22 protein-coding genes are annotated in these 21,152 nt (G+C 64.5%); 9 read left to right on the plus strand and 13 right to left on the minus strand.

Annotation, left to right across the window (positions count from 1 at the left end; genetic code table 11):
- Position 1 precedes the first annotated feature (1 nt).
- Genes AC1ROT_RS04340 through AC1ROT_RS04350 form a run of 3 tightly spaced genes read right to left on the minus strand, consistent with a single transcriptional unit; the run spans position 2 to position 1,822 of the window.
- Positions 2-925, minus strand: a complete 924-nt coding sequence (locus AC1ROT_RS04340) for a metal ABC transporter permease (protein WP_492997382.1) — start codon at positions 923-925, stop codon at positions 2-4.
- Positions 882-1,679 carry a metal ABC transporter ATP-binding protein gene (locus tag AC1ROT_RS04345; protein ID WP_492969862.1) on the minus strand — a complete coding sequence of 266 codons (798 nt, stop codon included), beginning with the start codon at positions 1,677-1,679 and terminating at the stop codon, positions 882-884. The genes AC1ROT_RS04340 and AC1ROT_RS04345 overlap by 44 nt, the downstream gene beginning before the upstream one ends.
- Before the next feature lie 5 nt (positions 1,680-1,684).
- Positions 1,685-1,822: a hypothetical protein gene (locus tag AC1ROT_RS04350; protein WP_492969861.1), complete on the minus strand. Its 138-nt coding sequence runs from the start codon at positions 1,820-1,822 to the stop codon at positions 1,685-1,687.
- Between the two features lie 152 nt (positions 1,823-1,974).
- Between AC1ROT_RS04350 and AC1ROT_RS04355 the strand changes: the two genes are divergently transcribed.
- The gene (locus AC1ROT_RS04355; RefSeq protein WP_492997383.1) at positions 1,975-4,062 is read left to right on the plus strand and encodes a transglycosylase domain-containing protein; all 2,088 of its coding nucleotides are present in this window, start codon (positions 1,975-1,977) and stop codon (positions 4,060-4,062) included.
- Positions 4,062-5,099, plus strand: coding sequence for an alpha/beta hydrolase family protein (locus tag AC1ROT_RS04360; RefSeq protein ID WP_492997385.1), 1,038 nt, complete (start codon positions 4,062-4,064; stop codon positions 5,097-5,099). The genes AC1ROT_RS04355 and AC1ROT_RS04360 overlap by 1 nt, the downstream gene beginning before the upstream one ends.
- Here the strand turns inward: AC1ROT_RS04360 and AC1ROT_RS04365 are convergent.
- Complete coding sequence (locus tag AC1ROT_RS04365) at positions 5,096-6,328, minus strand: multidrug effflux MFS transporter (RefSeq protein ID WP_492969858.1); 1,233 nt, start codon at positions 6,326-6,328, stop codon at positions 5,096-5,098. The two genes, AC1ROT_RS04360 and AC1ROT_RS04365, sit on opposite strands and share 4 nt — an antisense overlap.
- Positions 6,329-6,337: 9 nt before the next feature.
- On the minus strand, positions 6,338-7,069 hold the full coding sequence (locus AC1ROT_RS04370) for a M48 family metallopeptidase (RefSeq protein WP_492969857.1): 732 nt from the start codon (positions 7,067-7,069) through the stop codon (positions 6,338-6,340).
- 120 nt (positions 7,070-7,189) lie between these two features.
- Between AC1ROT_RS04370 and ugpB the strand changes: the two genes are divergently transcribed.
- The 4 genes from ugpB to AC1ROT_RS04390 all read left to right on the plus strand — a co-directional run bounded on the left by ugpB (position 7,190) and on the right by AC1ROT_RS04390 (position 11,440).
- Positions 7,190-8,542, plus strand: a complete 1,353-nt coding sequence (ugpB, locus tag AC1ROT_RS04375; protein WP_492969856.1) for a sn-glycerol-3-phosphate ABC transporter substrate-binding protein UgpB — start codon at positions 7,190-7,192, stop codon at positions 8,540-8,542.
- Between the two features lie 73 nt (positions 8,543-8,615).
- Complete coding sequence (ugpA, locus tag AC1ROT_RS04380) at positions 8,616-9,497, plus strand: sn-glycerol-3-phosphate ABC transporter permease UgpA (RefSeq protein ID WP_492969855.1); 882 nt, start codon at positions 8,616-8,618, stop codon at positions 9,495-9,497.
- On the plus strand, positions 9,497-10,348 hold the full coding sequence (ugpE, locus tag AC1ROT_RS04385) for a sn-glycerol-3-phosphate ABC transporter permease UgpE (protein ID WP_492969854.1): 852 nt from the start codon (positions 9,497-9,499) through the stop codon (positions 10,346-10,348). The genes ugpA and ugpE overlap by 1 nt, the downstream gene beginning before the upstream one ends.
- 9 nt (positions 10,349-10,357) lie before the next feature.
- Positions 10,358-11,440, plus strand: coding sequence for a sn-glycerol-3-phosphate import ATP-binding protein UgpC (locus AC1ROT_RS04390; protein WP_492997386.1), 1,083 nt, complete (start codon positions 10,358-10,360; stop codon positions 11,438-11,440).
- 18 nt (positions 11,441-11,458) lie between these two features.
- Here AC1ROT_RS04390 and AC1ROT_RS04395 read toward each other — a convergent pair whose 3' ends face one another.
- Positions 11,459-11,860, minus strand: a complete 402-nt coding sequence (locus tag AC1ROT_RS04395; RefSeq protein ID WP_492969852.1) for a hypothetical protein — start codon at positions 11,858-11,860, stop codon at positions 11,459-11,461.
- Positions 11,861-11,985: 125 nt separating this feature from the next.
- On the opposite strand from AC1ROT_RS04395, the gene AC1ROT_RS04400 reads away from it, so the two are divergent.
- Together AC1ROT_RS04400 and AC1ROT_RS04405 are read left to right on the plus strand one after the other, a co-directional pair.
- Entirely contained in the window at positions 11,986-12,963 is a 978-nt protein-coding gene (locus AC1ROT_RS04400) for an NAD-dependent epimerase/dehydratase family protein (RefSeq protein WP_492969851.1), read from the plus strand.
- 27 nt (positions 12,964-12,990) lie between these two features.
- A complete protein-coding gene (locus AC1ROT_RS04405; protein ID WP_492997387.1) occupies positions 12,991-14,115 on the plus strand; it encodes a DegT/DnrJ/EryC1/StrS family aminotransferase in 1,125 nt (374 codons plus the stop codon).
- A 1-nt stretch (position 14,116) separates the two neighbouring features.
- Here the strand turns inward: AC1ROT_RS04405 and AC1ROT_RS04410 are convergent, their stop codons facing one another.
- Genes AC1ROT_RS04410 through AC1ROT_RS04420 form a run of 3 tightly spaced genes read right to left on the minus strand, consistent with a single transcriptional unit; the run spans position 14,117 to position 16,199 of the window.
- Entirely contained in the window at positions 14,117-14,452 is a 336-nt protein-coding gene (locus tag AC1ROT_RS04410; RefSeq protein ID WP_492997389.1) for a DMT family transporter, read from the minus strand.
- Positions 14,449-15,456 (minus strand): glycosyltransferase family 2 protein, encoded by a 1,008-nt coding sequence (locus AC1ROT_RS04415; RefSeq protein ID WP_492997391.1) that lies wholly within the window; start codon positions 15,454-15,456, stop codon positions 14,449-14,451. The genes AC1ROT_RS04410 and AC1ROT_RS04415 overlap by 4 nt, the downstream gene beginning before the upstream one ends.
- On the minus strand, positions 15,453-16,199 hold the full coding sequence (locus tag AC1ROT_RS04420) for a class I SAM-dependent methyltransferase (RefSeq protein WP_492997393.1): 747 nt from the start codon (positions 16,197-16,199) through the stop codon (positions 15,453-15,455). The genes AC1ROT_RS04415 and AC1ROT_RS04420 overlap by 4 nt, the downstream gene beginning before the upstream one ends.
- 95 nt (positions 16,200-16,294) lie before the next feature.
- On the opposite strand from AC1ROT_RS04420, the gene AC1ROT_RS04425 reads away from it, so the two are divergent.
- The gene (locus AC1ROT_RS04425; RefSeq protein ID WP_492997395.1) at positions 16,295-17,884 is read left to right on the plus strand and encodes a hypothetical protein; all 1,590 of its coding nucleotides are present in this window, start codon (positions 16,295-16,297) and stop codon (positions 17,882-17,884) included.
- 18 nt (positions 17,885-17,902) lie between these two features.
- Here AC1ROT_RS04425 and AC1ROT_RS04430 read toward each other — a convergent pair whose 3' ends face one another.
- The 4 genes from AC1ROT_RS04430 to sufD are packed head-to-tail and all read right to left on the minus strand — an operon-like array spanning position 17,903 to position 21,152.
- Entirely contained in the window at positions 17,903-18,250 is a 348-nt protein-coding gene (locus AC1ROT_RS04430) for a HesB/IscA family protein (RefSeq protein WP_492969845.1), read from the minus strand.
- Between the two features lie 12 nt (positions 18,251-18,262).
- The gene (locus AC1ROT_RS04435; protein WP_492997396.1) at positions 18,263-18,610 is read right to left on the minus strand and encodes an SUF system Fe-S cluster assembly protein; all 348 of its coding nucleotides are present in this window, start codon (positions 18,608-18,610) and stop codon (positions 18,263-18,265) included.
- Complete coding sequence (locus tag AC1ROT_RS04440; RefSeq protein WP_492997398.1) at positions 18,610-19,854, minus strand: SufS family cysteine desulfurase; 1,245 nt, start codon at positions 19,852-19,854, stop codon at positions 18,610-18,612. Before AC1ROT_RS04440 ends, AC1ROT_RS04435 begins: the two co-directional genes overlap by 1 nt.
- Positions 19,851-21,152 (minus strand): Fe-S cluster assembly protein SufD, encoded by a 1,302-nt coding sequence (gene sufD, locus AC1ROT_RS04445; protein ID WP_492997400.1) that lies wholly within the window; start codon positions 21,150-21,152, stop codon positions 19,851-19,853. The genes AC1ROT_RS04440 and sufD overlap by 4 nt, the downstream gene beginning before the upstream one ends.

Consider the following 21,152-nt stretch of genomic DNA (forward strand, 5'->3'; position numbering starts at 1 on the left):
CTCAGGCTTCCAGATGGCGACGCTGGCGCCACAGCATGATCAGGCCCTGGCGGCCGCAGCCGAGCGAGAAGAAATAGGCGGCGCCAGCGAACAGCACGATGGCCGGGCCGGACGGCAGGTCGGCATGGAAGGACAGCAGCAGGCCGCAGTAGCCTGACACCATGCCGATGAAAGCGGCCACCAGCATGCCGCTGATCAGCGAACGGCTCCAGTAACGCGCCGCCAGCGCCGGCAGCATCATCAGGCCCACAGCCATCAGGCTGCCCAGCGCCTGGAAGGCCGCCACCAGGTTGACCACGACCAGACCGAGGAAAATGAAGTGATACAGCGTGCCACCGCCGGACTGCACGCTGCGCAGGAAATCCGGATCGAAGCCATCGGCCAGCAGCGGCCGGTAGATGGCCGCGAAGACCAGCAGGCTGATACTGGCCACCGCACCGAGCAGCAGCAGGGCCGCTTCATCGACCGCCAGCACCGAGCCGAACAGGATCTGCATGACATCGACGGCGGAGCCGCGCGTCGAGATCAGCGTGACACCGAGCGCCAGCGCCACCAGATAAAACGCGGCAAAGCTGGCATCCTCGCGCTGATCGGTGGCGCGCGTGGCGGCGCCGGCGGCGATCGCCACCACCAGGCCGGCGATCACGCCGCCGATGCTGATGGCCGGCAGCGAAAAGCCGGCGACCAGGAAGCCAACGGCGGCGCCCGGCAGGATGGCATGGCTCATCGCCTCGCCGAACAGGCTCATGCGGCGCAGCATCAGCACCACGCCGATGGGCGAACCGCCGAGCGCCAGCGCGCAGCAGGCCACCAGGGCGCGACGCATGAAGGCGAATTCCGCGAAGGGACCGAACAGGAAATCGTACGCTGCAGTCATCGGATCAGGCCGCGTGACCGGGATGATGATGGTCGTGATCGTGGCCATGCCCGTCGTCGACGATGCACAGCGCCGCATCCTCGTCCCAGGATTCGGCCATGCGGCGGGCGGCGAGCTGGTTCTCCGGCGTCAGCACATCGTCGATGCGGCCCCAGGCGATCAGCCGGCGCGCCAGATAGACGGCCTCGGGGAAATTCTGCCGCACCAGATCGAAATCATGCAGCACGGCAATCACCGTGCGCTGTTCGCCATGCCAGCGCTCCATCAGCGCCAGCAGATCGGCAATGGTGCGGGTATCCAGTGCATTGAACGGTTCGTCCAGCAGGATCACACGCGCATCCTGCACCAGCACGCGGGCGAACAGCGCGCGCTGGGCCTGGCCGATGGAGAGCGTACCGAGCGGCCGCTTCTCGAAGCCCGAGAGGCCAACCGCATGCAGGGCATGCCGCGCGGCCTCGATGCCGTCCCGGCCGATACGGCCGAAGGCGCCGGCACGCTGCCAGTGGCCGAGCAGCACCAGTTCCAGCACCGAAATGGGATAGGCGCGATCCAGGCTGGCCTGCTGCGGCAGGAAAGCGATGTCGCGCGGCTTGAGCGCCCCGCGGGCAATGCTGCCATCGGCCACCGGCAGATGCCCCATGATGGCTTTCAGCAGGGTCGACTTGCCGGCCCCGTTGGGACCGACGATGGCGGTGAGCGAGCCCGGGGCAAAGCAGCCAGTGACATGATGCACCGCCGGATGGCGGTCATAGGCCACGGTCACATTGTCGAGGCGGATTTCACTGGCGGCCGGTGCAGGCATGGCGCTCATTCCTGCAGGGCCCAGGCAATCGCCAGCCAGAGCAGCGCGATCAGCGGCAGCAGCGCAACCAGCCGCATCCACCAGCCGGCGGCAAGCGCGGCAATGGGCAGGTCGAAGGCCTGTGAGTGGCGGTGTGGCTGCATGATCCGTCCTGAATGTGTTATTTTATAACATACGATCTTCAGGGCCCGTCAACCCTCTATGCCCTAAACCGGTCACATTCCGCTGCCAAACCCCGCCTGCCATCGTTAGGACGGCATGCTTTCCCTGTTTCCGGACCTGTAAACTCGTACCCATGGCCCCCCGTAAGCCGCGCCGCGCACCCCAGAAGACCTCCTCCTCCGGCCGCAAACGCCGGCTCCTGCCGACATTCGGGCAAGGCTGGCTGGGGCGGCTTGGCCGCTATGGCCTGCTGGCCGGTATCTGGGGCTTGGTCGTCGTGGGCGGCCTGCTCGCCTGGTATGCCTATGACCTGCCCGATTTCGAAGACCTTTACATCGTCGAGCGCAAAAGCTCGGTGACGCTGAAGGCCGCCGACGGCATGGTGCTGGCCACCTATGGCGACCTCTATGGCGAGCACCAAGCGCTGAAGGCCCTGCCGCCCAGCCTGCCGCAGGCGCTGATGGCCACCGAGGATCGCCGCTTCTACAGCCATTTCGGTATCGATCCGATCGGTCTCGCGCGCGCCACCTGGGCCAACCTGCGCGCCGGCCGTACCGTACAGGGCGGTTCGACCCTGACGCAGCAGCTGGCCAAGAATGTCTTCCTCAGTCCGAACCGCACGCTGAAACGAAAAGTGCAGGAGCTGATGCTGGCCTTCCGCCTGGAGCATCGCTTCAGCAAGGACCAGATCCTGGAGATGTATCTCAACCGCGTTTATTTCGGCGCCGGCGCCTATGGCGTCGAAGCCGCTGCACAGCGCTATTTCGACAAGCCGGCGGCCAAGCTCTCGCTGGGCGAAAGCGCCATGCTGGTCGGCCTGCTGAAAGCGCCGTCGCGGCTGGCGCCGACCGGCAACATCAAGTCGGCGCAGGCGCGTAGCGCCCAGGTGCTGCGCAATATGGCCGAGGCCGGCTACATCACCACGGAAGCGGCCGAAGCCGCGATCACCAAGCCGACGCAGCTGGCGCGCTCGCGCCTGCCGCTGCCCAATGCGCGCTATTTCGCCGACTGGGTGATCGACGAGGTCTACCAGCTGGTCGGCCGCGACCATGCCGACCTCACGGTCTGGACCACCCTGGACAGCCGCCTGCAGGGCGGCGCCGAACGCTCTGTCGGCACGCTGATGGATCGCGAGGCGGAAAAGCAGGATGTCGACCAGGCCGCCCTGGTGGCGCTGGCGCCCGATGGGGCGGTGCGCGCCATGGTCGGCGGCCGCGACTATATCGACAGTCCGTTCAATCGCGCGACCCAGGCCCGCCGCCAGCCCGGCTCGGCCTTCAAGCCGCTGGTCTTCCTCACCGCGCTGGAACAGGGCATCCGCCCCGACGACCAGTTCATTGACCAGCCCATCGAGGTCGCCGGCTGGAAGCCGCGCAACTATGACGGCCAGTATCACGGCGCCATGACCATGCGCGAAGCGGTGGCGCGGTCGATCAACACCGTCGCCGTGCAGGTGGATGAAAAGGTCGGCCGCGACAAGGTGATCGAGACAGCGCGCCGGCTTGGCATCACCAGCGACCTGAAGCCGCATCCATCTCTGGCCCTCGGCGCCTTTGAAGTGGGCGTGCTTGAGCTGACTGCCGCCTATGCCGCCTTCTCCAATGGCGGGTATGCCGTGCAGCCTTATGGCGTGATCGAAATCCGCGACAACCAGAATGTCGTGCTGTTCCGTCGCGATACCGGCGGTGCCTACGCCCATATGATCGGCGCCGATGCGCTGGGCGACCTGAACGATATGCTGCGGGGCGTTATCGAGCGCGGATCGGGCCGCGCCGCCGCCATCGGCCGCCCGGCGGCCGGCAAGACTGGTACGACCTCGGATTATCGCGATGCCTGGTTCGTCGGTTACACCCCCGATCTGGTGACCTCGGTCTGGGTCGGCAACGACGACAACTCGCCGACCAAAAAAGTCAGCGGCGCAGGCTTGCCTTCGCAAATCTGGCGGGCCTTCATGTCCGACGCCATGAAGGGACGTCCTGTCAGCGACCTGCCCCAGCCGCCGAGCCGCAGCTTCAGCCTGCCCTCGCTGTGGGACCGCCTTGTCGGCAGCTTCGGCAGCAGCCCGGCGCAGGCGCGCCAGCCCGCCGCCGTTCCGCCACCGCCGCGCAGCCATATCGAACCTGCCGCCCCGCCGCCATCGGAGCGGCCGCCCTCGCCCGTCCAGCAATCCGCCGAGCCGCAGATGATCTGGCAGGTCGGGCCCCAGCCGGTGCGACCCTGATGCGATATCTCGCTGGTTTTCTGATCCTGCTCTCGGCAGCATGCGTCGCCATGGACAGCCATGCCATCGACAATGTCGCCAACCAGCAGGTCACCTTCACCTCCAATGACGGTTCGGTGCTGGCCGGGACCCTGACCATGCCGAGCAACCTGGCCGGCAAGATTCCGGCCATGGTGCTGCTGCAGGGCAGCGGACCGACCGATCGCGACGGCAACCAGCCCCCGGCGGTGCGCATCGATCTGCTACGCCAGGTCGCCGACAGCATGGCGCAGCAGGGCATCGCCACGCTGCGCTACGACAAGCGCGGCATGCATGCCAATGCCGCCGGCCTGCCGACCAGTCCGGACAGCTATGCGACTTATTTCAGCTGGGACCGCTTTGTCGACGATGCCTATGCCGCCTATGCCTTTCTGCGCGCGCAGCCGATGGTGAACATGGAGCAGACCGGCCTGTTCGGCCATTCCGAGGGCGGACTGATCGCGCTCGATCTCAGCAACCGGCTAGTGGCCGGTGAAGCGCCGCGCTTCATGATCCTGGCATCGACGCCGGGACGGCCTTTGGATGTGGTGGTGCGCGAACAGCTGCAACGCCTGCTGATCGATCAAAAGGCCAGCCAGAACCAGCGCAAATTCTTCCTCGAGGCCAACGACCGTATCGCCCGCACCATTCGCGAGACCGGCAAGGTGCCATCCGATGTGCCACCCGGGCTGGTGGCGATCTATCCGTCCTATATCGGACCGTTCTGGCAATCGCAGATGAAACTCGACCCGCCGACCCTGGTGGCGAAATACAGCGGCCCGGTGATGCTGCTGCAGGGCGAAGCGGATCTGCAGGTCTCGGCCGAACGCGATGCGGCGGTACTGGACCGTGCGCTGGCGCAGCGTGAACGCGACGATCATGCGCTGGTGCTGCTGCCGCAGGGCAGCCATAACCTCAAGACCCTGCAAGGCGCCAAGGATCCCGGCCTGCAGGGCGAGATCGATCCGACCGTGCTGACCCGCATGGGCAGCTGGATCCAGGGCCGTCTCAACCGCTAGCGGTCAACCGCCGAGCGCAGCCGCCGCACGATCAGCAGATAGCTGAGCAGTGTGCCTGTCCCCATTGCTGCCATCGTCCAGCTGAGCGGCAGCGCCGTCTCGTTCAGTGCATGGCCGACCGCGATACCGGTGACCGCCGCGCCGCTCATCTGCACGAACCCCATCAGCGAGGCCGCCGCGCCGGCCATATGGGCGAAGGGCTGCAACCCGCCGGCCTGGCCCTGCGGCATGGTGAGGCCGACACCCATGGTGAAGATCATCATCGGACCGATCAGGCTGAACCAGTGGCCTTCGCTGCCCGCCATCCACAGACCCGTTTGCAGCAGCGCCATGCTGACGCCGCCAAGGGCGCAGAGGACCGTGCCCAGCTGCAGCATGGTGTCGACGCCCAGGCGCGCGGTCAGCCGCGTACCGATAAAACCGCCGATGATGTAACCAACGACGATGAACAGGAAGCAGTAGCCGAACATGGTTTCGGTAACACCGAACACCGTGCGTAGTGTGAAAGACGAACCGGAAATGAAGGCAAACATGCCGGCATAGGAAAACGCGACGCAGGCGACATAGCCGCGGAAGCCGCGATGGCGCGCCATGATCGCAAAGTTGCGCAGCATGGGACCGATGCGGGTCGCCACCGGATTGCGTTGACGGATGCTCTCGGGCAGAAAAACCAGCACGCAGAGGCCGAACAGGCCGCCCGTCGCCGCCATGGCGAAGAAATTCGCCTGCCAGCCGAACCAGCTATGCAGATAGCCGCCCAGGATCGGCGCCACCGCCGGCGTCAGACCCAGTACCATGGCCATCATCGACAGCGCGCGTGCTGCAGCGGCGCCCTCGAACAGGTCGCGTGCGATGGCGCGTCCCAGCACCACACCGGCACAGGCACCCAGTGCCTGCAGGAAACGCCAGGCGACCAGCCATTCGATGCTGGCGGCAAACGCACAGCCGATCGAGGCCAGCGTATAAAGCGCGACGCCGAACAGCAGCACCGGCCGGCGGCCGAACCGGTCGGACGCCGGACCATAGATCAGCTGCATCACTGCAAAGCCGGCCAGAAACGCGCTGAGCGTGAGCTGTACGGCCGCGGCATCCGTATCGAACAGGCCGGTCAGCACTGGCAGGGATGGCAGATACATATCGGTGCTGAGCGGGCCCAGCGCCGTGGCGCAGCCGAGCAGGAACACCAGGGCCGTCGAGTCGCGCGCCAGAGGCCGCCCGGATAGCCTCATGGCGTGCTCTCAGCCCTGCAGATGCAGGGTGGCGCCATGCCGGCGCAGCCAGCCACGCGCCAGACGCAACTCGGTTTCACCGCCCAGCAGCCTGGCACAGAGCGACCAGAACGCATCGCTGTGATCCATATGCCGCAGATGAGCCACCTCATGGGCCACCAGATAGCGGCCGATGGCCGGCGGCGCCAGGAGAAGGCGCCAGGAGAAGGACAGGTTGCCATGAGCGGAACAACTGCCCCAGCGACTCTGGGTGTCGCGCACGGTGACGCGCTGCACGGCCACATCGATTCCGGCCGCCATCTCGCGCGCCATGGCGCCGAACTCGTCTCGCGCCCGCCGCTTGAGCCAGTCGCGCAGGCGCCGCGGCAGATGCTCGGCCTGGCCGCTGATATGAATTTCGCTGTTTTCGACCCAGACCCCGCCGCGCGCAGCAGGGCGATGGCGAATGATGTGCGGCGCACCATAAAGCGGGAGGACAGCGCCGTCCTCCCAGGGCTGTGCCGCGGGCCGCTCTTCCTGACGGGCCATGATCCAGGCCACCTGCTCGGTGACGAATCGCTGCCCGGATTTCAGGCTTGCCCGAATTGGAAGCACAAGGACCACCGAACCATCCCGCGGCATAACCCTTAGGAGCATGCGGCGGGCGCGGGCGTCGCGTTTGACCAGGAAGGGGAATGTCTGCGCCCCGACCGTCAGCCGGTCGGCAACGATTTCCACAGGCGCAGAATAAGGCTTGGTCAACGGCCGCCCCTTGTCATATAACCGTCATAAATCTTACGTGCGATCGTCATCGTAGGAACCATAAAAAAGTCGGCCTCCCGACTCAGGGACGGGAATTTCTTTAGCATTGGAGACACCATAATGAAATCGACAGGGAAACTCGCGCGCGTCGCGCTCGCGCTGCTGGCCGGCACAGCCGTCGCCGCAAGCGCCGGCGGCGCCTTTGCCCAGGCCAAGGACAGCCGCATCGAGCTGCAGTTCTGGCATGCGATGACCGGCGCCCTGAACGAACGCGTCAATGACGTGGTCGAGGGTTTCAACAAGGGCCAGGACAAGTACAAGGTCGTTGCCGTCAACAAGGGCAGCTATCCCGAAACCATCACCGCCGCCATGGCGGCGTTCCGCGCCGGCAAGGGCCCGCATGTCGTGCAGGTCCAGGAAGTGGCGACCGGCACGATGATGGCCTCGCGCGCCGCGATCAAGCCGGTGTATGAGCTGATGGCCCAGAACGGCTACAAGTTCGACCCCGGTTCCTACATCACCGCAGTCACCGGCTATTACAGCACCTCGGACGGCAAGATGCTGTCCTATCCGTTCAACTCCTCGACCCCGGTGATGTATTACAACAAGGATGCCTTCAAGAAGGCCGGCCTTGATCCGAATGCGCCGCCGAAGACCTGGCAGGAATTCGAGCCGATGCTGCGCAAGCTGAAGGCTTCGGGCAGCACCTGCCCGTTCCAGTCCAACTGGCAGACCTGGATCCAGCTCGAGAACTTCTCCACGCTGCATAACGTGCCCTTCGCCTCGAAGTCGAATGGCCTGGACGGCTTCGACTCCGAGCTGCAGTTCAACAGCGCCCTGCATGTCCGTCACATCACCAACCTCGCCAACTGGATGAAGGAAGGCCTGATGGTCTATGCCGGCCGCAAGAACGAGCCGAACGCCAAGTTCGTCTCGGGCGAGTGCGCCATCCATATGGAAAGCTCAGCCGGTTACGCCACCTTCGCCCGCGGCGCCAAGTTCGAATGGGGCATCTCCATGCTGCCCTATTACAGCGACGTGCAGGGCGCACCGCAGAACTCGATCATCGGCGGCGCTTCGCTGTGGGTTCTGGGCAAGCACAAGACCGAAGACTACAAGGGCGTTGCCCAGTTCTTCGACTATCTGTCGTCGACCGAGAACCAGGTCTGGTGGCATAAGGCGACCGGTTACCTGCCGATCACGCCGATGGCCTATGAAGCCACCAAGCAGCAGGGCTTCTATACCGCCAATCCGGGTACGGACATCTCCGTGCAGCAGATGGCCCTGAAGCCGCCGACCAACAACTCGAAGGGTCTGCGTCTGGGCAATTTCCTGCAGATCCGCGACGTTATGGACGAGGAAATGGAAGCGATCTGGTCGGGCAAGAAGTCGCCCAAGGAAGCGCTCGACACCGCGGTGGAGCGTGGCAATCGCCTGCTGCGCCAGTTCGAACGCGACAACAAGCGGTCCTGATCGGTTGATTTACCACTCTTAACGGAAGCCCGCGCCTTGACTTTGCAGGGCGCGGGCTTTTCTTTGGCGCTCCATGGAAAAACGAGTCGTATTTGATCACAAGCTGTTGCCGTATCTGCTGCTCGCGCCGCAGATCGCCATCACGCTCATCTTCTTCTTCTGGCCGGCCAGTCAGGCGGTCATACAGTCCGTGCTGCGCGAGGATGCTTTCGGCACACGCAGCGAGTTTGTTGGCCTGGCCAATTTCCTCGCCCTCTTCGAGGACGAGTATTACGTCAACTCCTTCAAGATCACGGCCCTGTTCAGCACGCTGGTCACCGCGCTCGGCCTGTCCATCTCGCTGCTGCTCGCCGTTACCGCCGACCGCCTGGTGCGCGGCGCCACCTTCTACAAGACGCTGCTGATCTGGCCTTATGCCGTGGCGCCCGCTGTCGCCGGCGCGCTCTGGGGTTTCGTCTTCCTGCCCGGCCCCGGCGTCTTCGCCTGGCTGATGCAGAAATTCGGCGTCGACTGGAATTTCTATCTCAACAGCAACCAGGCCATGTTCGTGGTCGTGGTCGCCGCGACCTGGAAGCAGATCTCCTACAACTTCCTGTTCTTCCTCGCCGGCCTGCAGTCGATTCCAAAATCCCTGATCGAAGCGGCCGCCATCGACGGCGCCGGGCCGATCCGCCGCTTCTGGAGCATCGTGTTCCCGCTGCTGTCGCCGACGCTGTTCTTCCTAGTCGTCGTCAACATCGTCTATGCCTTCTTCGAGACCTTCGGTGTCATCCACTCGCTGACCCGCGGCGGCCCGGCCAAGGCCACCGAAATCCTGGTCTACAAGGTCTGGTATGACGGCTTCGAAGCGCAGGACCTGGGCGGTTCGGCAGCGCAGTCCGTCATCCTGATGGTGATCGTGATCGGCCTGACCGTGGTGCAGTTCCGCTACATCGAGCGCAAGGTTCACTACTGATGATCGAGCGCCGCCCCGTCGCCGTATTCACCGGCCACCTGACCCTGATCCTGGCGATCATCATCGTCGCCTTCCCGATCTACCTGGCCGTCATCGCCGCCTCGCATACCATCCAGGATGCGTCGCTGATGCCGCTGCTACCCGGCGCGGAGCTGCTGACCAACACGGCGCGCGCCCTGTTCGACGGCCCGCAGCTGGTCGGCGTCAGCGGCGCCACCCCGGCCATCGTCCTGATGTTGAACAGCCTGATTATGGCGGTGTCGATTGCCGTCGGCAAAATCATCATCTCGCTGCTCTCGGCCTTCGCCATTGTCTATTTCCGTTTCCCGCTGAAGACCTTCTTCTTCTGGATGATCTTCGTCACCCTGATGCTGCCGGTCGAAGTGCGCATCATCCCGACCTACAAGATCGTCGCCGATCTGGGCCTGCTGGATACCTATACCGGCCTGGTGCTGCCGCTGATCGCCTCGGCCACCGCCACCTTCCTGTTCCGCCAGTTCTTCATGACGGTGCCGGACGAACTGGTGGAAGCGGCCCGCATCGACGGTGCCGGCCCCCTGCGGTTCTTCTGGGACATCCTGGTGCCACTGACCCGCACCAGCATCGCCGCCATGTTCGTGATCCAGTTCATTTACGGCTGGAACCAATATCTGTGGCCGCTGCTGATCGCGTCGGACAGCAAATACCAGACCATCGTGCTGGCCATCGGCCGCCTCGTGCGCGCACCGGACGCCTACCTGGAATGGCCGGTCATCATGGGCATGGCGGTGCTGGCCCTGTTGCCGCCGGTTATGGTGGTGGTGCTGATGCAGCGCTGGTTCGTCAAAGGTCTTGTTGAAACTGAAAAGTGAGCGCCCCTCATGGCGAAGGTGACGCTGAAAAGCGTAAAAAAGAACTACGGTCCTGTTAAGGCCATCCACGGCGTTGACATGGAGATCAAGGATGGCGAGTTCATCGTCATCGTCGGTCCGTCCGGCTGCGGAAAATCCACCCTGCTGCGCATGATCGCCGGCCTGGAGGCAATTTCGGGCGGCGAGATCCTGATCGGCGACCGCGTGGTCAACAACATCGAGCCGGCCGACCGCGACATCGCCATGGTGTTCCAGAATTATGCGCTCTATCCGCATATGAGCGTGTATGAAAACATGTCCTATGGCCTGCGCATCCGCGGCATGGACAAGGCCGATATCGAAAAGCGCGTTCAGCGTGCCGCCGAAATCCTGCAGCTGCAGCCCTATCTGCAGCGCAGGCCGCGCGAACTCTCCGGCGGCCAGCGCCAGCGCGTGGCCATGGGCCGCGCCATCGTGCGCGAACCCAGCGTGTTCCTGTTCGACGAACCGCTGTCGAACCTGGATGCCAAGCTGCGCGTGCAGATGCGGCTGGAGATCAAGCGCCTGCACCAGCAGCTGGGCGTCACCTCGGTGTATGTGACGCATGACCAGGTGGAAGCCATGACGCTGGCCGACCGCCTGGTGGTGATGAACCAGGGCCGGGCTGACCAGATCGGCACGCCGAGCGATGTCTACAACCATCCGGCCACCACCTATGTCGGCGGCTTCATCGGTTCGCCGGCCATGAACTTCATCAAATGCCGGGTCGAATCTGGCACCGGCGGTGGCCCCAGGGCCGTACTGGCCGATGGCACAACCCTGGTGCTGCCGGCGGCCTGGACAATGCCGGCGGGCAACTATGCCCTCGGCCTGCGGCCCGAGCATTTCCGCCTGGTCCGCAGCGGCGAGACCCCGCATCTGCAGCTCAATGTCGATGTTGCCGAAGAGCTCGGCGCCGATACCCTGCTGCATGGCAAGATTGCCGGCGAAGAGATCGTGGTGCGCGTGCCGAGTCAGTCGGGCTATCACGACAATTCCAAGCCCGGTCTGGTGGTGGACACCGCACGGGCGCATCTGTTCGACTCCGAAAGCGGCCTGCGCGTCGCCGTCTGAACGGCCGTCGCGGCCAGATCAGTTCAGATCGATGGTACCCAGCGGTGAATCCGTGCGCAGTAGGTTCGGCCGCGCTTCCTCGGCCGTGCGGCTGAGCGCACTGCAGCTATAGGTCACCCGGACCGGGGCTGCCAGCGAACAGGAATACAGGTCAGTCCGGTTCAGGGTCAGCTGCGGGTCGCCGCAGTGTTTCTGCACCAGCGCCCGCACCTGCTCGGCCTTATGGGTCAGCCGGTTATAGCAGACCGAAAAATACGGCCGGCCCGTGCGGGGATCGTTCATCGGCTCGCCGAGGCCGATTTCCATCTTGCTGCTGTCGCCCGGAACCCAGCGCCCGAGGTAATACGGGTCTGTTGCCGCGCCGGTACAGCCGGCCAGAACCGCAGCAAGAATGAGGACGCCGATTACCTGTCTGGACATGGGCGCTACTTTGCCGCGCCGACCCAGGAACGGCAAGCCCGGCCCCTGACAAATCCGTCTTACTTCGGGCATAATTCCTTGAGATACAGGGCCGTTCTTCGAGTCCTGATGACAATGGGAACAGCATGACCTGGCGCGGCAAGACGGTGGTTGTCACCGGTGGAATGGGGTTCATCGGCTCGAATCTGGTGCGGCGTCTCGCCGCGCAGGGCGCCGCCGTGACCGTGATCGACCGCATGCTGGCGCAATACGGCGCCAATCCCTTCAACCTCTCCGACCTGCCGGCACCGGTCGCACTGATCGAGGCCGATATTGGCGCCGAGGGCGCATTTGCCGACAGCATCGGCCAGGCCGCCGTGATCTTCAATCTGGCCGGCCAGACCTCGCATATGGACTCGATGCAGCAGCCGCTAGAAGACATGCGGCTGAACCAGGAGGCCAATCTGCGCTTCCTGGAGCTGGTGCGCCGGGTCAATCCGCAGGCGCGCCTGATATTCAGCTCGACGCGGCAGTTCTACGGCCCGCCCCGCTATCTGCCGGTCGACGAGGCCCATCCGATCGCGCCGCCGGATATCAACGGCATCCACAAATACGCCGCCGAGGCCTATCACATGCTCTATGCGCGCGTGCATGGCATGCGCACGACGGCCCTGCGGCTGACCAACGTGTTCGGCCCGCGCATGCGCATCAGGGATGCCAAGCAGACGTTTCTTGGCATCTGGGTCCGCCACGCGATCCAGAACACCCGGTTCGAGGTCTGGGGCGGCGAGCAGAAGCGCGACTTCACCTATGTCGAGGACATGGTGGATGCACTGCTGGCGGCCGCCGACAGCGAGGCCGCCATCGGCCAAGTCTACAACATCGGCGGCTGTCCGCCGGTATCGCTGCTCGAACTGGCCGACCTGCTGATCGGCATCGCCGGCAGCGGCGGCTTCGACCGCAAGGTCTTTCCGGCCGAACGCAAGAAAATCGATATCGGCGACTATGTCGCCGATGATCGTGCCTTCCGCGCCGCCACCGGCTGGCAGCCGAAGACCACGCTGGCCGAAGGACTGCAGCAGACCGTTGCGTATTACCGCACGCATGCGGCCCATTACCTGTGAGCCCCATTTACTGATGAGAATGCGCCGATGATTCCGCAGACCAACCCGAAAGCCTCCTACCTGGCGCAGCGCGAGGATATCGACGCTGCCATCCGCCGCGTGCTGGAAAACGGCTGGTATATCCAGGGCGAGGAAGTCGCCGCCTTCGAGAAGGAATTCGCCGCCTATACGGGCAGCCAGCATGCCGTGGCCGTGGCCAGCGGCACCGATGCGCTGATCGTCGCCCTGCGCGGCTTCGGCGTCGGGCCCGGCGATGCCGTCATCACGGTATCCCACACGGCGGTCGCCACCGTTTCGGCCATCGAGCTGGTCGGCGCCACGCCGGTGCTGATCGACAGCGACGCCCACTACACCATGTCGGTGGCGGCCCTGGAGGCTGTGCTGAAATCCTGGCCGGCCGGGGCTCCGAAACCCAAGGCGGTCATTCCCGTGCATCTCTACGGCCAGCCGGCAGCCATGCCCGAGATCGCCGCGATCGCACAGCAGCATGGCCTGCTGCTGCTGGAAGACAACGCCCAGGCCCATGGTGCCACCCTGGACGGCCGCATGGTCGGCCGCTGGGGGAAGGCCGCAGCCTACAGTCTCTATCCGACCAAGAATCTCGGCGCCATCGGCGATGGCGGCATCATCACCACCGACGATGTGGCATTGGCCGAGACGCTGCGGGCGCTGCGCGAATATGGCTGGCGCGAGCGCTATATCAGCGCCATCAGCGGCATGAACAGCCGGCTCGATCCGCTGCAGGCCGCCATCCTGCGCGTCAAGCTGACCCGGCTGGCCCAGGATACCGACCGCCGCCGCGCCATCGCCGCACGTTACGATGCCGGGCTGGCAGGCTTGAGTGGCCTGAAGACGCCGGTGCCGCGCAAGGGCGCCGCCCCGGCCTATCATCTCTATGTGGTCGATGCCGGCAGCCGCCGCGACGACCTGCAGGCGAAGCTGAAGGACCGTGGCGTCGGCACGCTGATCCATTATCCGGTGCCGGTGCATCTGCAGCCGGCCTACAAGGACCGCGTGCCGCTCGGACCCGGCGGCCTGCCGAATACCGAACGCGCGGCAAAGAGCGTGCTCAGCCTGCCGCTCTATCCGCAGCTCAGCGATGCCGATGTCGATACGGTGATTGCCGCAGTGAAGGACGTGTGGAAAGCCTGACCTAGGCCGAGCGCGTGATCAGGATGACCCCGGCGCAGACCAGCGCAATGCCGGCCACCTTGGGCATCGACAGCGGCTCGTTGAACAGCCAATAGCCCAGCAGCGCCACCAGCACGTAAGACAGCGCCACGCTGGGGAAAGCGATCGAAACCGGAATCTTGCGCAGCGCGTACATGTAGCACAGCGCCGCGGCGAAATAGAGCGCAAGGCCGATGATCGACTGTGGCGACAGGAACTGCTGCAGCAGGGTCTCGCCCGACGCGCCGGACTTCAACAGAATCTGGCCGCCGACGCCCAGCAGGATGCCGGCCACCAGCGCCACATAGAACCAGGTCATGGCGCGTCTCCGGGTCTGTCAGCCAGAGCATTGCGCTCGACGTCACGCACGATGAACTGCGGCTTCTTGTTGATAGTGAGGAACAGCCGGCCGAGATATTCGCCGACCAGACCCAGCATGATGAGCTGCACGCCCGCCAGCAGCAGGATCGCCGCCATCACCGAGGCATAGCCCTGCGGCGTGCGGCCACTGATCGCCTCGATCAGGATGACGACGAAGACCAGCAGGCCGAGCCCGGCCATGACGAAGCCGACCAGTGTGCCGATACGCAGCGGCATGACCGAGAAATTGAGGAACATCGACATGAACAGCCGCACCAGGCGGCGGATCGTGTAGTTGCTCTGGCCCTCGGCGCGCGGCAGATGGTGCACCTGCAGGCGGCCGATATTCTGCGTCACCTGCATGACCAGGCCGTCGACATAGGGGAACGGTCCGGTATGCGCCAGGATACTGCGCGCCGTAAACGCACTCATGCAGCGGAAGCTGGAGAGATACAGGCCCTTGGGCTTGTCGAGCAGATGGTCGGCACACCAGTTGGTGAAGCGGCTGCCCAGATTGCGCCAGGCAGCATGCTGCTTGTCGGCATAGTAGGTGTAGACGACGTCGTATTTGTTGTCTTTGGCGTATTGCCACAGCCGCACGACTTCCTCGGGCGGATTCTGCAGATCGTCGTCCATGTTGATGATGTATTCGCCGCGGGCATGGCTCAGTCCCGCCATCACGGCATTATGCTCGCCAAAATTCCGCGCCAGGTTCACCACGGTCAGCGCCACGGCGTTCCTGCGGCACAGCTCGCGGCAGACCTCCAGCGAATTGTCGGGGCTACAGTCGTTGACCAGCACGATCTCGTGGCCGCCGGGCACCTCCAGCTTTGCCAGGGCTTCAACCAGGGTCGGCACGCTGGTGGCGCCATTGTAGACCGGCACCACAATCGACAGGGCGAAGGCGGGTGCCGTCTGCGGCGCGCCGGAGAATGCTGTTGCGGTCATCTGCTGGTCGATCATGCTTTTCTGGCCTGTACCCAAACCGAACCGCCGAACGGCAGCCGCAGCCCCATCCGGGCCAGATGCCGTTCCAGCGCGGTGACGGCAAAAAAGAGCTTGTCCTGCCAGGCCGGGAACGGCCGCACATCGCTGCTGCCCTGCTCCGTCCCGCCCGAGCCTCTGGCCGTCAGCCGGTGCAGCAGCATTAACGGAAACAGCAGGCTGTTCCAATAGCCGCAGCGCACCGCCCCATAGCCCGCCGCCTCCAGCATGGCCTGTGCGCCACCGGCGGTATAGCGCCGCGCATTGTGGACATGGTCATCATGGGCCGAGGCCATCCACTGATAGGCCGGCAGATTGAGCAGCAGCAGGCCTCCCGGCTTCAGACAGCGGCGGAACTCGGCCAGGGCCGCCGTCTGGTCGACCCCGGCATGGCACAGCACATCGGCACTGACCACCGCATCGAAGCTGGCATCGGCATAGGGCATGGCGTTGACGGAACCGACCTCGACAGCCAGGCCAGTCTTCTGGCGCGCCAGTCCGGCCGCCTCGGCATCGTATTCCAGGCCGCTCAGCTGCAGGGCGGGCACCATGCCGGATATACGGGCGAGCAGGCCGCCGGTGCCGCAGCCGGCGTCCAGCAGCCGCGCACCGGCCGGCAGGCCGGCAGCACCCAGGCGGTCGATCAAGCCGGCATGCAGGGCCCGGTACCACCACATGGTGGTCTCCAGCATCGCCATCCGGTGGTATTCAACCCGCTCCATGCATCCTGACCGTTTTTGAGATAAGTCCCAGTCGTAAGTGAAGATTTACCAAGCCGACCCTAGGCTCCGCCAGTCCGGATTGCTGTAATAGACCCATGAACCAGACCACGCCCCCACCTGATGCCCTGCAAAGACGCGGGCTGGACTGGCCGCGCCTGCTGCACGGCCTGGTGCTGGCGGTCTGTACCTTCTGGATTGCCGGCTATTTCCTGCCGCCGATCAACCACGATACTGCGGTCATCCTGTATATCTCCCGCGTCTGGCTCGAAGGCGCCCGACTCTATGTCGATGCCATCGACATCAATACCCCGCTGGTCTTCGTGCTGCATCTGCTGCCCGAGGGCATCTCCAAACTGACCGGCATCGCCGGCACCACTGTGCTGGTCGCCCTGCTCGGCATAGGCATCGGCGCCTCCTTCATCACCTGCCGCGTGGTGCTGAATGCCAGCCTCGATCCCGCCCATGCCACGGCGGATGCGCTGCTGCCGCCCCTGCTGCTGTTCCTGCTGATCGTCTATCCCAACAACATGTTCGCCCAGCGCGAACACATCATGCTGATCCTGGCGATGCCCTATCTGCTGGTGGCCAGCGGACGCGCCGATGGCGAGGACCTGAGCCAGCGCCTGAAAATCGCTACCGGCATCATGGCCGGCCTGGGCTTCGCCATGAAGCCGTATTTCCTCGGCATCCCGCTGTTCGTCGAACTCTATATCGCCAGCCAGATCACCCTCCGGCGCAGCCTGACCGATCCGGCGCCCTGGGCGGTGCTGGCGGTCTGCGTGGGCCATGCCCTGTTCGCCGTCATCGTCACGCCGGAATATTTCACCGTCGCCCTGCCGCTGGCTCGCGCCTTCTACAGCGAAGTCAGCCAGAACAACTGGTTCAGCCTGGCGCTGGGCGAGAACCTGGCCGCCCCCACCGCGATCCTGCCGCTGCTGGCCATCGCCGCCTTCGGCGCCATGCGCTCGCATATGGCCCGCGTCATCTGCCTGGCCGGTTTCGGCGGCCTGGTCTCGGCCTATGCCCAGGGCAAGGGCTGGCCCTATCACGCCCTGCCGGCCCAGGCCTTCACCCTGCTGCTCGCCGGCACCATCATCGCCTATGTGATGGACCATGTGGTCTGGCCCAAGCGCAGCGACAACCGGCCGGTCAAACTGTTTGCCGCCGCCCTGATGCTGCTGATCTTCTACCAGGAATGCCTGCACAGCCGGCCGTTCTTCAAACAACTGGAATACCGCGAATCCGATCTGCGGCGCCTGATGCATGTGGTGAAGCAGGAGCGCCGCAACGACCGCATCCTGGTGCTGTCGCCCGGCATCTATCCGCATTTCCCGCTGATCAATTACCTGAAGATGCACATGACCATGCGCTTCGAGAGCACATGGCTGCTGCAGGGCGCCTATGCCGACTGCAAGGAACTGGCGCCGCTGTACAACCCGCCGGAAGCGATGACGGCGGCGGAGTTGTTCGTCTTCCGCACCGTGGCTGAGGATTTTTACAAGAAGAAGCCGTCGCTGCTGATCGTCGACAGCGTCGCCGGCATTCCGCGCTGCCAGGGCGAAACCTTCAATTATCTGGATTATTTCTCGCGCAATCCGCTGTTCGCCAAGCGCTTCGAGGATTACGAAAAGGCGCTGGATTTCGAGCGTTATACGATCTATCGCCGGCGCGACGGGCTGAAATAAGCCGCCAGCCTTCCCGCGTCAGACGTGGAAGCTCTCGCCGCAGCCGCAACGGCCCTTTTCATTGGGATTGCGGAATACGAAACCGGATTGCAGCTTGTCTTCCACCCAGTCGATCTCGGTGCCGAAGATATACATCTGCGCCTTCGGCTCGATCAGGACCGTGACGCCCTTGTCTTCCACCACTTCGTCGAACTTCTCGGCTTCGGCGGCATACTGGATGTCGTAGGACATACCCGAACAGCCCTTGGTCTTGACCGCGATACGCAGGCCAAGCACCGGCTTGTCCGACTGGGCGATCAGCGCGCGAACCCGCTCCGCTGCCGCATCGGTCAGCGTGATCGGTTTGAATTTGGCTACGGCCGTCATCGCATCGCTTCCTTACATCACACCCAGTTCGAGCCTGGCCGCCTCTGACATATGCTCAGGGCTCCACGGCGGATCCCAGACGACATCGACCGTCACTTCGCCGACACCGGCGATGGAGCGGCTTTTCTGCTCCACCTCGGCCGGCATCGACTGGGCGGCCGGACAGTTGGCGGAGGTCAGCGTCATGTCGATCTGGACATCCCGCGCCTCGTTCACCTCAACCTTGTATATAAGGCCCAATTCGTAAATGTTAACCGGTATTTCCGGGTCAAAGACCGTCTTCAGGGCCTCAAGGACCTGTTCCCGAAGCTCTTCCGGGGCCGGAACCGCCGGTTTCTGCTCTGCGCCTGCCGCCGACATCAGCCGAAAATCTCCCTGACCCGCTGCAGGCCGGCGCACAGCGCATCCACCTCAGCCCGCGTATTGTACATCCCGAACGACACCCGAACGGTGGCCGGCACGCCGAAGCGCTCCATCACCGGATGGGCGCAATGCTGGCCCACCCGCACCGCGATGCCCTCGCGGTCAAGGATAGTGCCGATATCGTGCGGGTGAATACTCCCCAGCACAAAAGAGATCACGCCGGTCTTGCCCCGGGCCGTGCCGATGATGCGCAGCGAGTTGATCGCCGACAGCTTCTCGGTGGCATAGGCCAGCAGGTCATGCTCATGGGCGGCAATGGCCTCCAGCCCGATGCTTTCGACATATTCGATGGCGGCACCCAGGCCGACCGCCTCGACGAAAGCCGGGGTACCGGCCTCAAAGCGGTGCGGGATGTCGTTGTATTCGGTCTTGTCGAAGGTCACCGACAGGATCATGTCGCCGCCGCCCTGCCAGGGCGGCATGGTCTCCAGCACCTCGGCCTTGCCATAGAGTACGCCGATGCCGGTGGGACCATAGAGCTTATGGCCGGTGAAGACGTAGAAATCGGCATCCAGCGCCTTCACATCGACGCGCATATGCTGCACGGCCTGACTGCCGTCGATCAGAACCTTCGCGCCCTTCTCATGAGCAACCTTCACGATCTCGGCGACCGGCAGGACGGTGCCCAGCGTATTGGAAACATGGGCGACCGAAACCAGCTTGGTCCTGGGCCCGATCAGCTTGACGAATTCGTCCCAGATCAGGGCGCCGTCATCGTCAATCGGCGCCACCTTCAGCACGACGCCATAGCGCTCGCGCAGGATCTGCCAGGGCACAATATTGGCATGGTGTTCCAGATGGGTGACCAGCACCTCATCGCCGGCTTTCAGATGCTTCCAGCCCCAGCTATGCGCCACGAGGTTGATCGCTTCGGTGGCGTTGCGGGCAAAAACGATCTCGCGGCTGTCGGCGCCGATATAGCGGGCGATGATGTCGCGGGATTTTTCGTATTCGTCGGTGGCCTGCTGGCTCAGGCTGTAGATGCCGCGATGCACGTTGGCATAGACCCGCTCATACATGCGGGTCATGGCATCGATCACCACGCGCGGCTTCTGGGCGCTGGCACCGCTGTCGAGGAAGACCACCGGCCTGCCATGCACCTTTTCCGACAGGATCGGGAAATCGGCGCGGATGCGCTCGATATCGAAGGCGGCGGTTCTGGTTTTCGGCAGCGCGCTCATCGCACCACCCCTTCAGCCAGCCAGGCCTCGACAAACGTCTCGGCATGGTCGCGCAACGCGCCCTCCGGTACGGCCTCCACCACCTCATAGGCAAAGCCGCTGAGCAGCAGGCGGCGAGCCTCGCCGGCACTGATGCCGCGGGCCTGCATGTAGAAGAGCTGCTGGGCATCCACGTCGCCGATCGAGGCGCCATGGCTGCATTTCACATCATCGGCCAGGATTTCGAGTTCCGGCTTGGTATCGATCTGGGCGCGGTCGGCCAGCAGCAGGGTACGGCTGAGTTGCTGTGCATCGGTCTTCTGGGCGTGCGGAGCAACCCGGATGCCACCCTGGAACACCGCATGGCCCTGCTCGTCGACCACATGCTTGAACAGCTGGTTGCTGCGGCAGTCGGGCGCGGCGTGATGCAGGAACAGGGTGTGGTCCAGATGGGCCGTGCCGCGCGCCAGCACAAGGCCGCGCACATCCACTTCGGCATTGCGGCCGGTATATTCGATGCGCAGTTCGTGCCGCGCCATGGCGCCGCCGGCCTGGACCGAGACATGGGCATAGCGGGCATCGTCGCCCACGGCGACACGGCCCAGTGCCGCGTGATAGCTGGTCGCCGCTTCGCCCTGCAGGCGGATATGGGTGAGCTGTGCACCGGCGCCGAGTTCGATACCGGCAAAGATATTGCTCCAGCCTGCGCCGTCGGTGCCGCCGTCGCGATAGCTTTCGATCAGGGTGGCCTTGGCGTTTTTCCCTAGCCGAACCAGGTGACGCAGGTTGACGAGAGCCGGGGCGCCGAAAGCGACGATCTCGACCGGCTGGTCCAGCACGGCATCGTCCGCCAGTTGCAGCACCATACCATCGCTGGCAAAGGCCGCATTCAGCTCGCTCAGCGATACCGTGCGGTCTTCCCCGGCGGCAGCCAGAACAGCCGGCAGTGCCTCGCCGGCCTGGCTCAGCGGCAGCAGCGTCACGCCCTTCGGCAGGATGCCGATGCGCGAGGCGGCGGCATCGAAGCGGCCGTTGACGAAAACGAGACGGTGACTGTCTGCAGCCAGGGCCGTGGCCTTCAGGCGTGCGGCATCGACGCTTCCGTCATTGGCCGGCAAGGCCCATTGCTGACGCTCCAGCGCGTTCAGGCCGGTGAATTTCCAGCTTTCCAGCTTCTGGTTCGGCAGGCCAAGACGGCGGAAGGTTTCCAGCGCCGCCTGGCGACGCGCAGCCACCGCCGGCGTCCTGGCGCCGGGCAGGCCTGCGGCCGCCGCTTCATAAGCGCCGGCCAGATGATCGATCAGGGGCAAGGCGGCCAT

The organism is Ferrovibrio sp. GW821-FHT12E11 (assembly GCF_058806975.1).

What these genes read in the sequence shown, in the direction of transcription:
- AC1ROT_RS04395 (WP_492969852.1), bottom strand. Translation starts at nt 11,860, where the DNA reads ATGTCCAGACAGGTAATCGGCGTCCTCATTCTTGCTGCGGTTCTGGCC.
- AC1ROT_RS04420 (WP_492997393.1), bottom strand. Translation starts at nt 16,199, where the DNA reads ATGGAGCGGGTTGAATACCACCGGATGGCGATGCTGGAGACCACCATG.
- AC1ROT_RS04400 (WP_492969851.1), top strand. Translation starts at nt 11,986, where the DNA reads ATGACCTGGCGCGGCAAGACGGTGGTTGTCACCGGTGGAATGGGGTTC.
- AC1ROT_RS04340 (WP_492997382.1), bottom strand. Translation starts at nt 925, where the DNA reads ATGGCCACGATCACGACCATCATCATCCCGGTCACGCGGCCTGATCCG.
- AC1ROT_RS04360 (WP_492997385.1), top strand. Translation starts at nt 4,062, where the DNA reads ATGCGATATCTCGCTGGTTTTCTGATCCTGCTCTCGGCAGCATGCGTC.
- AC1ROT_RS04365 (WP_492969858.1), bottom strand. Translation starts at nt 6,328, where the DNA reads ATGAGGCTATCCGGGCGGCCTCTGGCGCGCGACTCGACGGCCCTGGTG.
- AC1ROT_RS04410 (WP_492997389.1), bottom strand. Translation starts at nt 14,452, where the DNA reads ATGACCTGGTTCTATGTGGCGCTGGTGGCCGGCATCCTGCTGGGCGTC.
- AC1ROT_RS04390 (WP_492997386.1), top strand. Translation starts at nt 10,358, where the DNA reads ATGGCGAAGGTGACGCTGAAAAGCGTAAAAAAGAACTACGGTCCTGTT.
- AC1ROT_RS04440 (WP_492997398.1), bottom strand. Translation starts at nt 19,854, where the DNA reads ATGAGCGCGCTGCCGAAAACCAGAACCGCCGCCTTCGATATCGAGCGC.
- AC1ROT_RS04415 (WP_492997391.1), bottom strand. Translation starts at nt 15,456, where the DNA reads ATGATCGACCAGCAGATGACCGCAACAGCATTCTCCGGCGCGCCGCAG.
- AC1ROT_RS04405 (WP_492997387.1), top strand. Translation starts at nt 12,991, where the DNA reads ATGATTCCGCAGACCAACCCGAAAGCCTCCTACCTGGCGCAGCGCGAG.
- AC1ROT_RS04435 (WP_492997396.1), bottom strand. Translation starts at nt 18,610, where the DNA reads ATGTCGGCGGCAGGCGCAGAGCAGAAACCGGCGGTTCCGGCCCCGGAA.
- ugpE (WP_492969854.1), top strand. Translation starts at nt 9,497, where the DNA reads ATGATCGAGCGCCGCCCCGTCGCCGTATTCACCGGCCACCTGACCCTG.
- AC1ROT_RS04350 (WP_492969861.1), bottom strand. Translation starts at nt 1,822, where the DNA reads ATGCAGCCACACCGCCACTCACAGGCCTTCGACCTGCCCATTGCCGCG.
- AC1ROT_RS04425 (WP_492997395.1), top strand. Translation starts at nt 16,295, where the DNA reads ATGAACCAGACCACGCCCCCACCTGATGCCCTGCAAAGACGCGGGCTG.
- sufD (WP_492997400.1), bottom strand. Translation starts at nt 21,152, where the DNA reads ATGGCCGCCTTGCCCCTGATCGATCATCTGGCCGGCGCTTATGAAGCG.
- AC1ROT_RS04430 (WP_492969845.1), bottom strand. Translation starts at nt 18,250, where the DNA reads ATGACGGCCGTAGCCAAATTCAAACCGATCACGCTGACCGATGCGGCA.
- ugpA (WP_492969855.1), top strand. Translation starts at nt 8,616, where the DNA reads ATGGAAAAACGAGTCGTATTTGATCACAAGCTGTTGCCGTATCTGCTG.
- ugpB (WP_492969856.1), top strand. Translation starts at nt 7,190, where the DNA reads ATGAAATCGACAGGGAAACTCGCGCGCGTCGCGCTCGCGCTGCTGGCC.
- AC1ROT_RS04345 (WP_492969862.1), bottom strand. Translation starts at nt 1,679, where the DNA reads ATGCCTGCACCGGCCGCCAGTGAAATCCGCCTCGACAATGTGACCGTG.
- AC1ROT_RS04355 (WP_492997383.1), top strand. Translation starts at nt 1,975, where the DNA reads ATGGCCCCCCGTAAGCCGCGCCGCGCACCCCAGAAGACCTCCTCCTCC.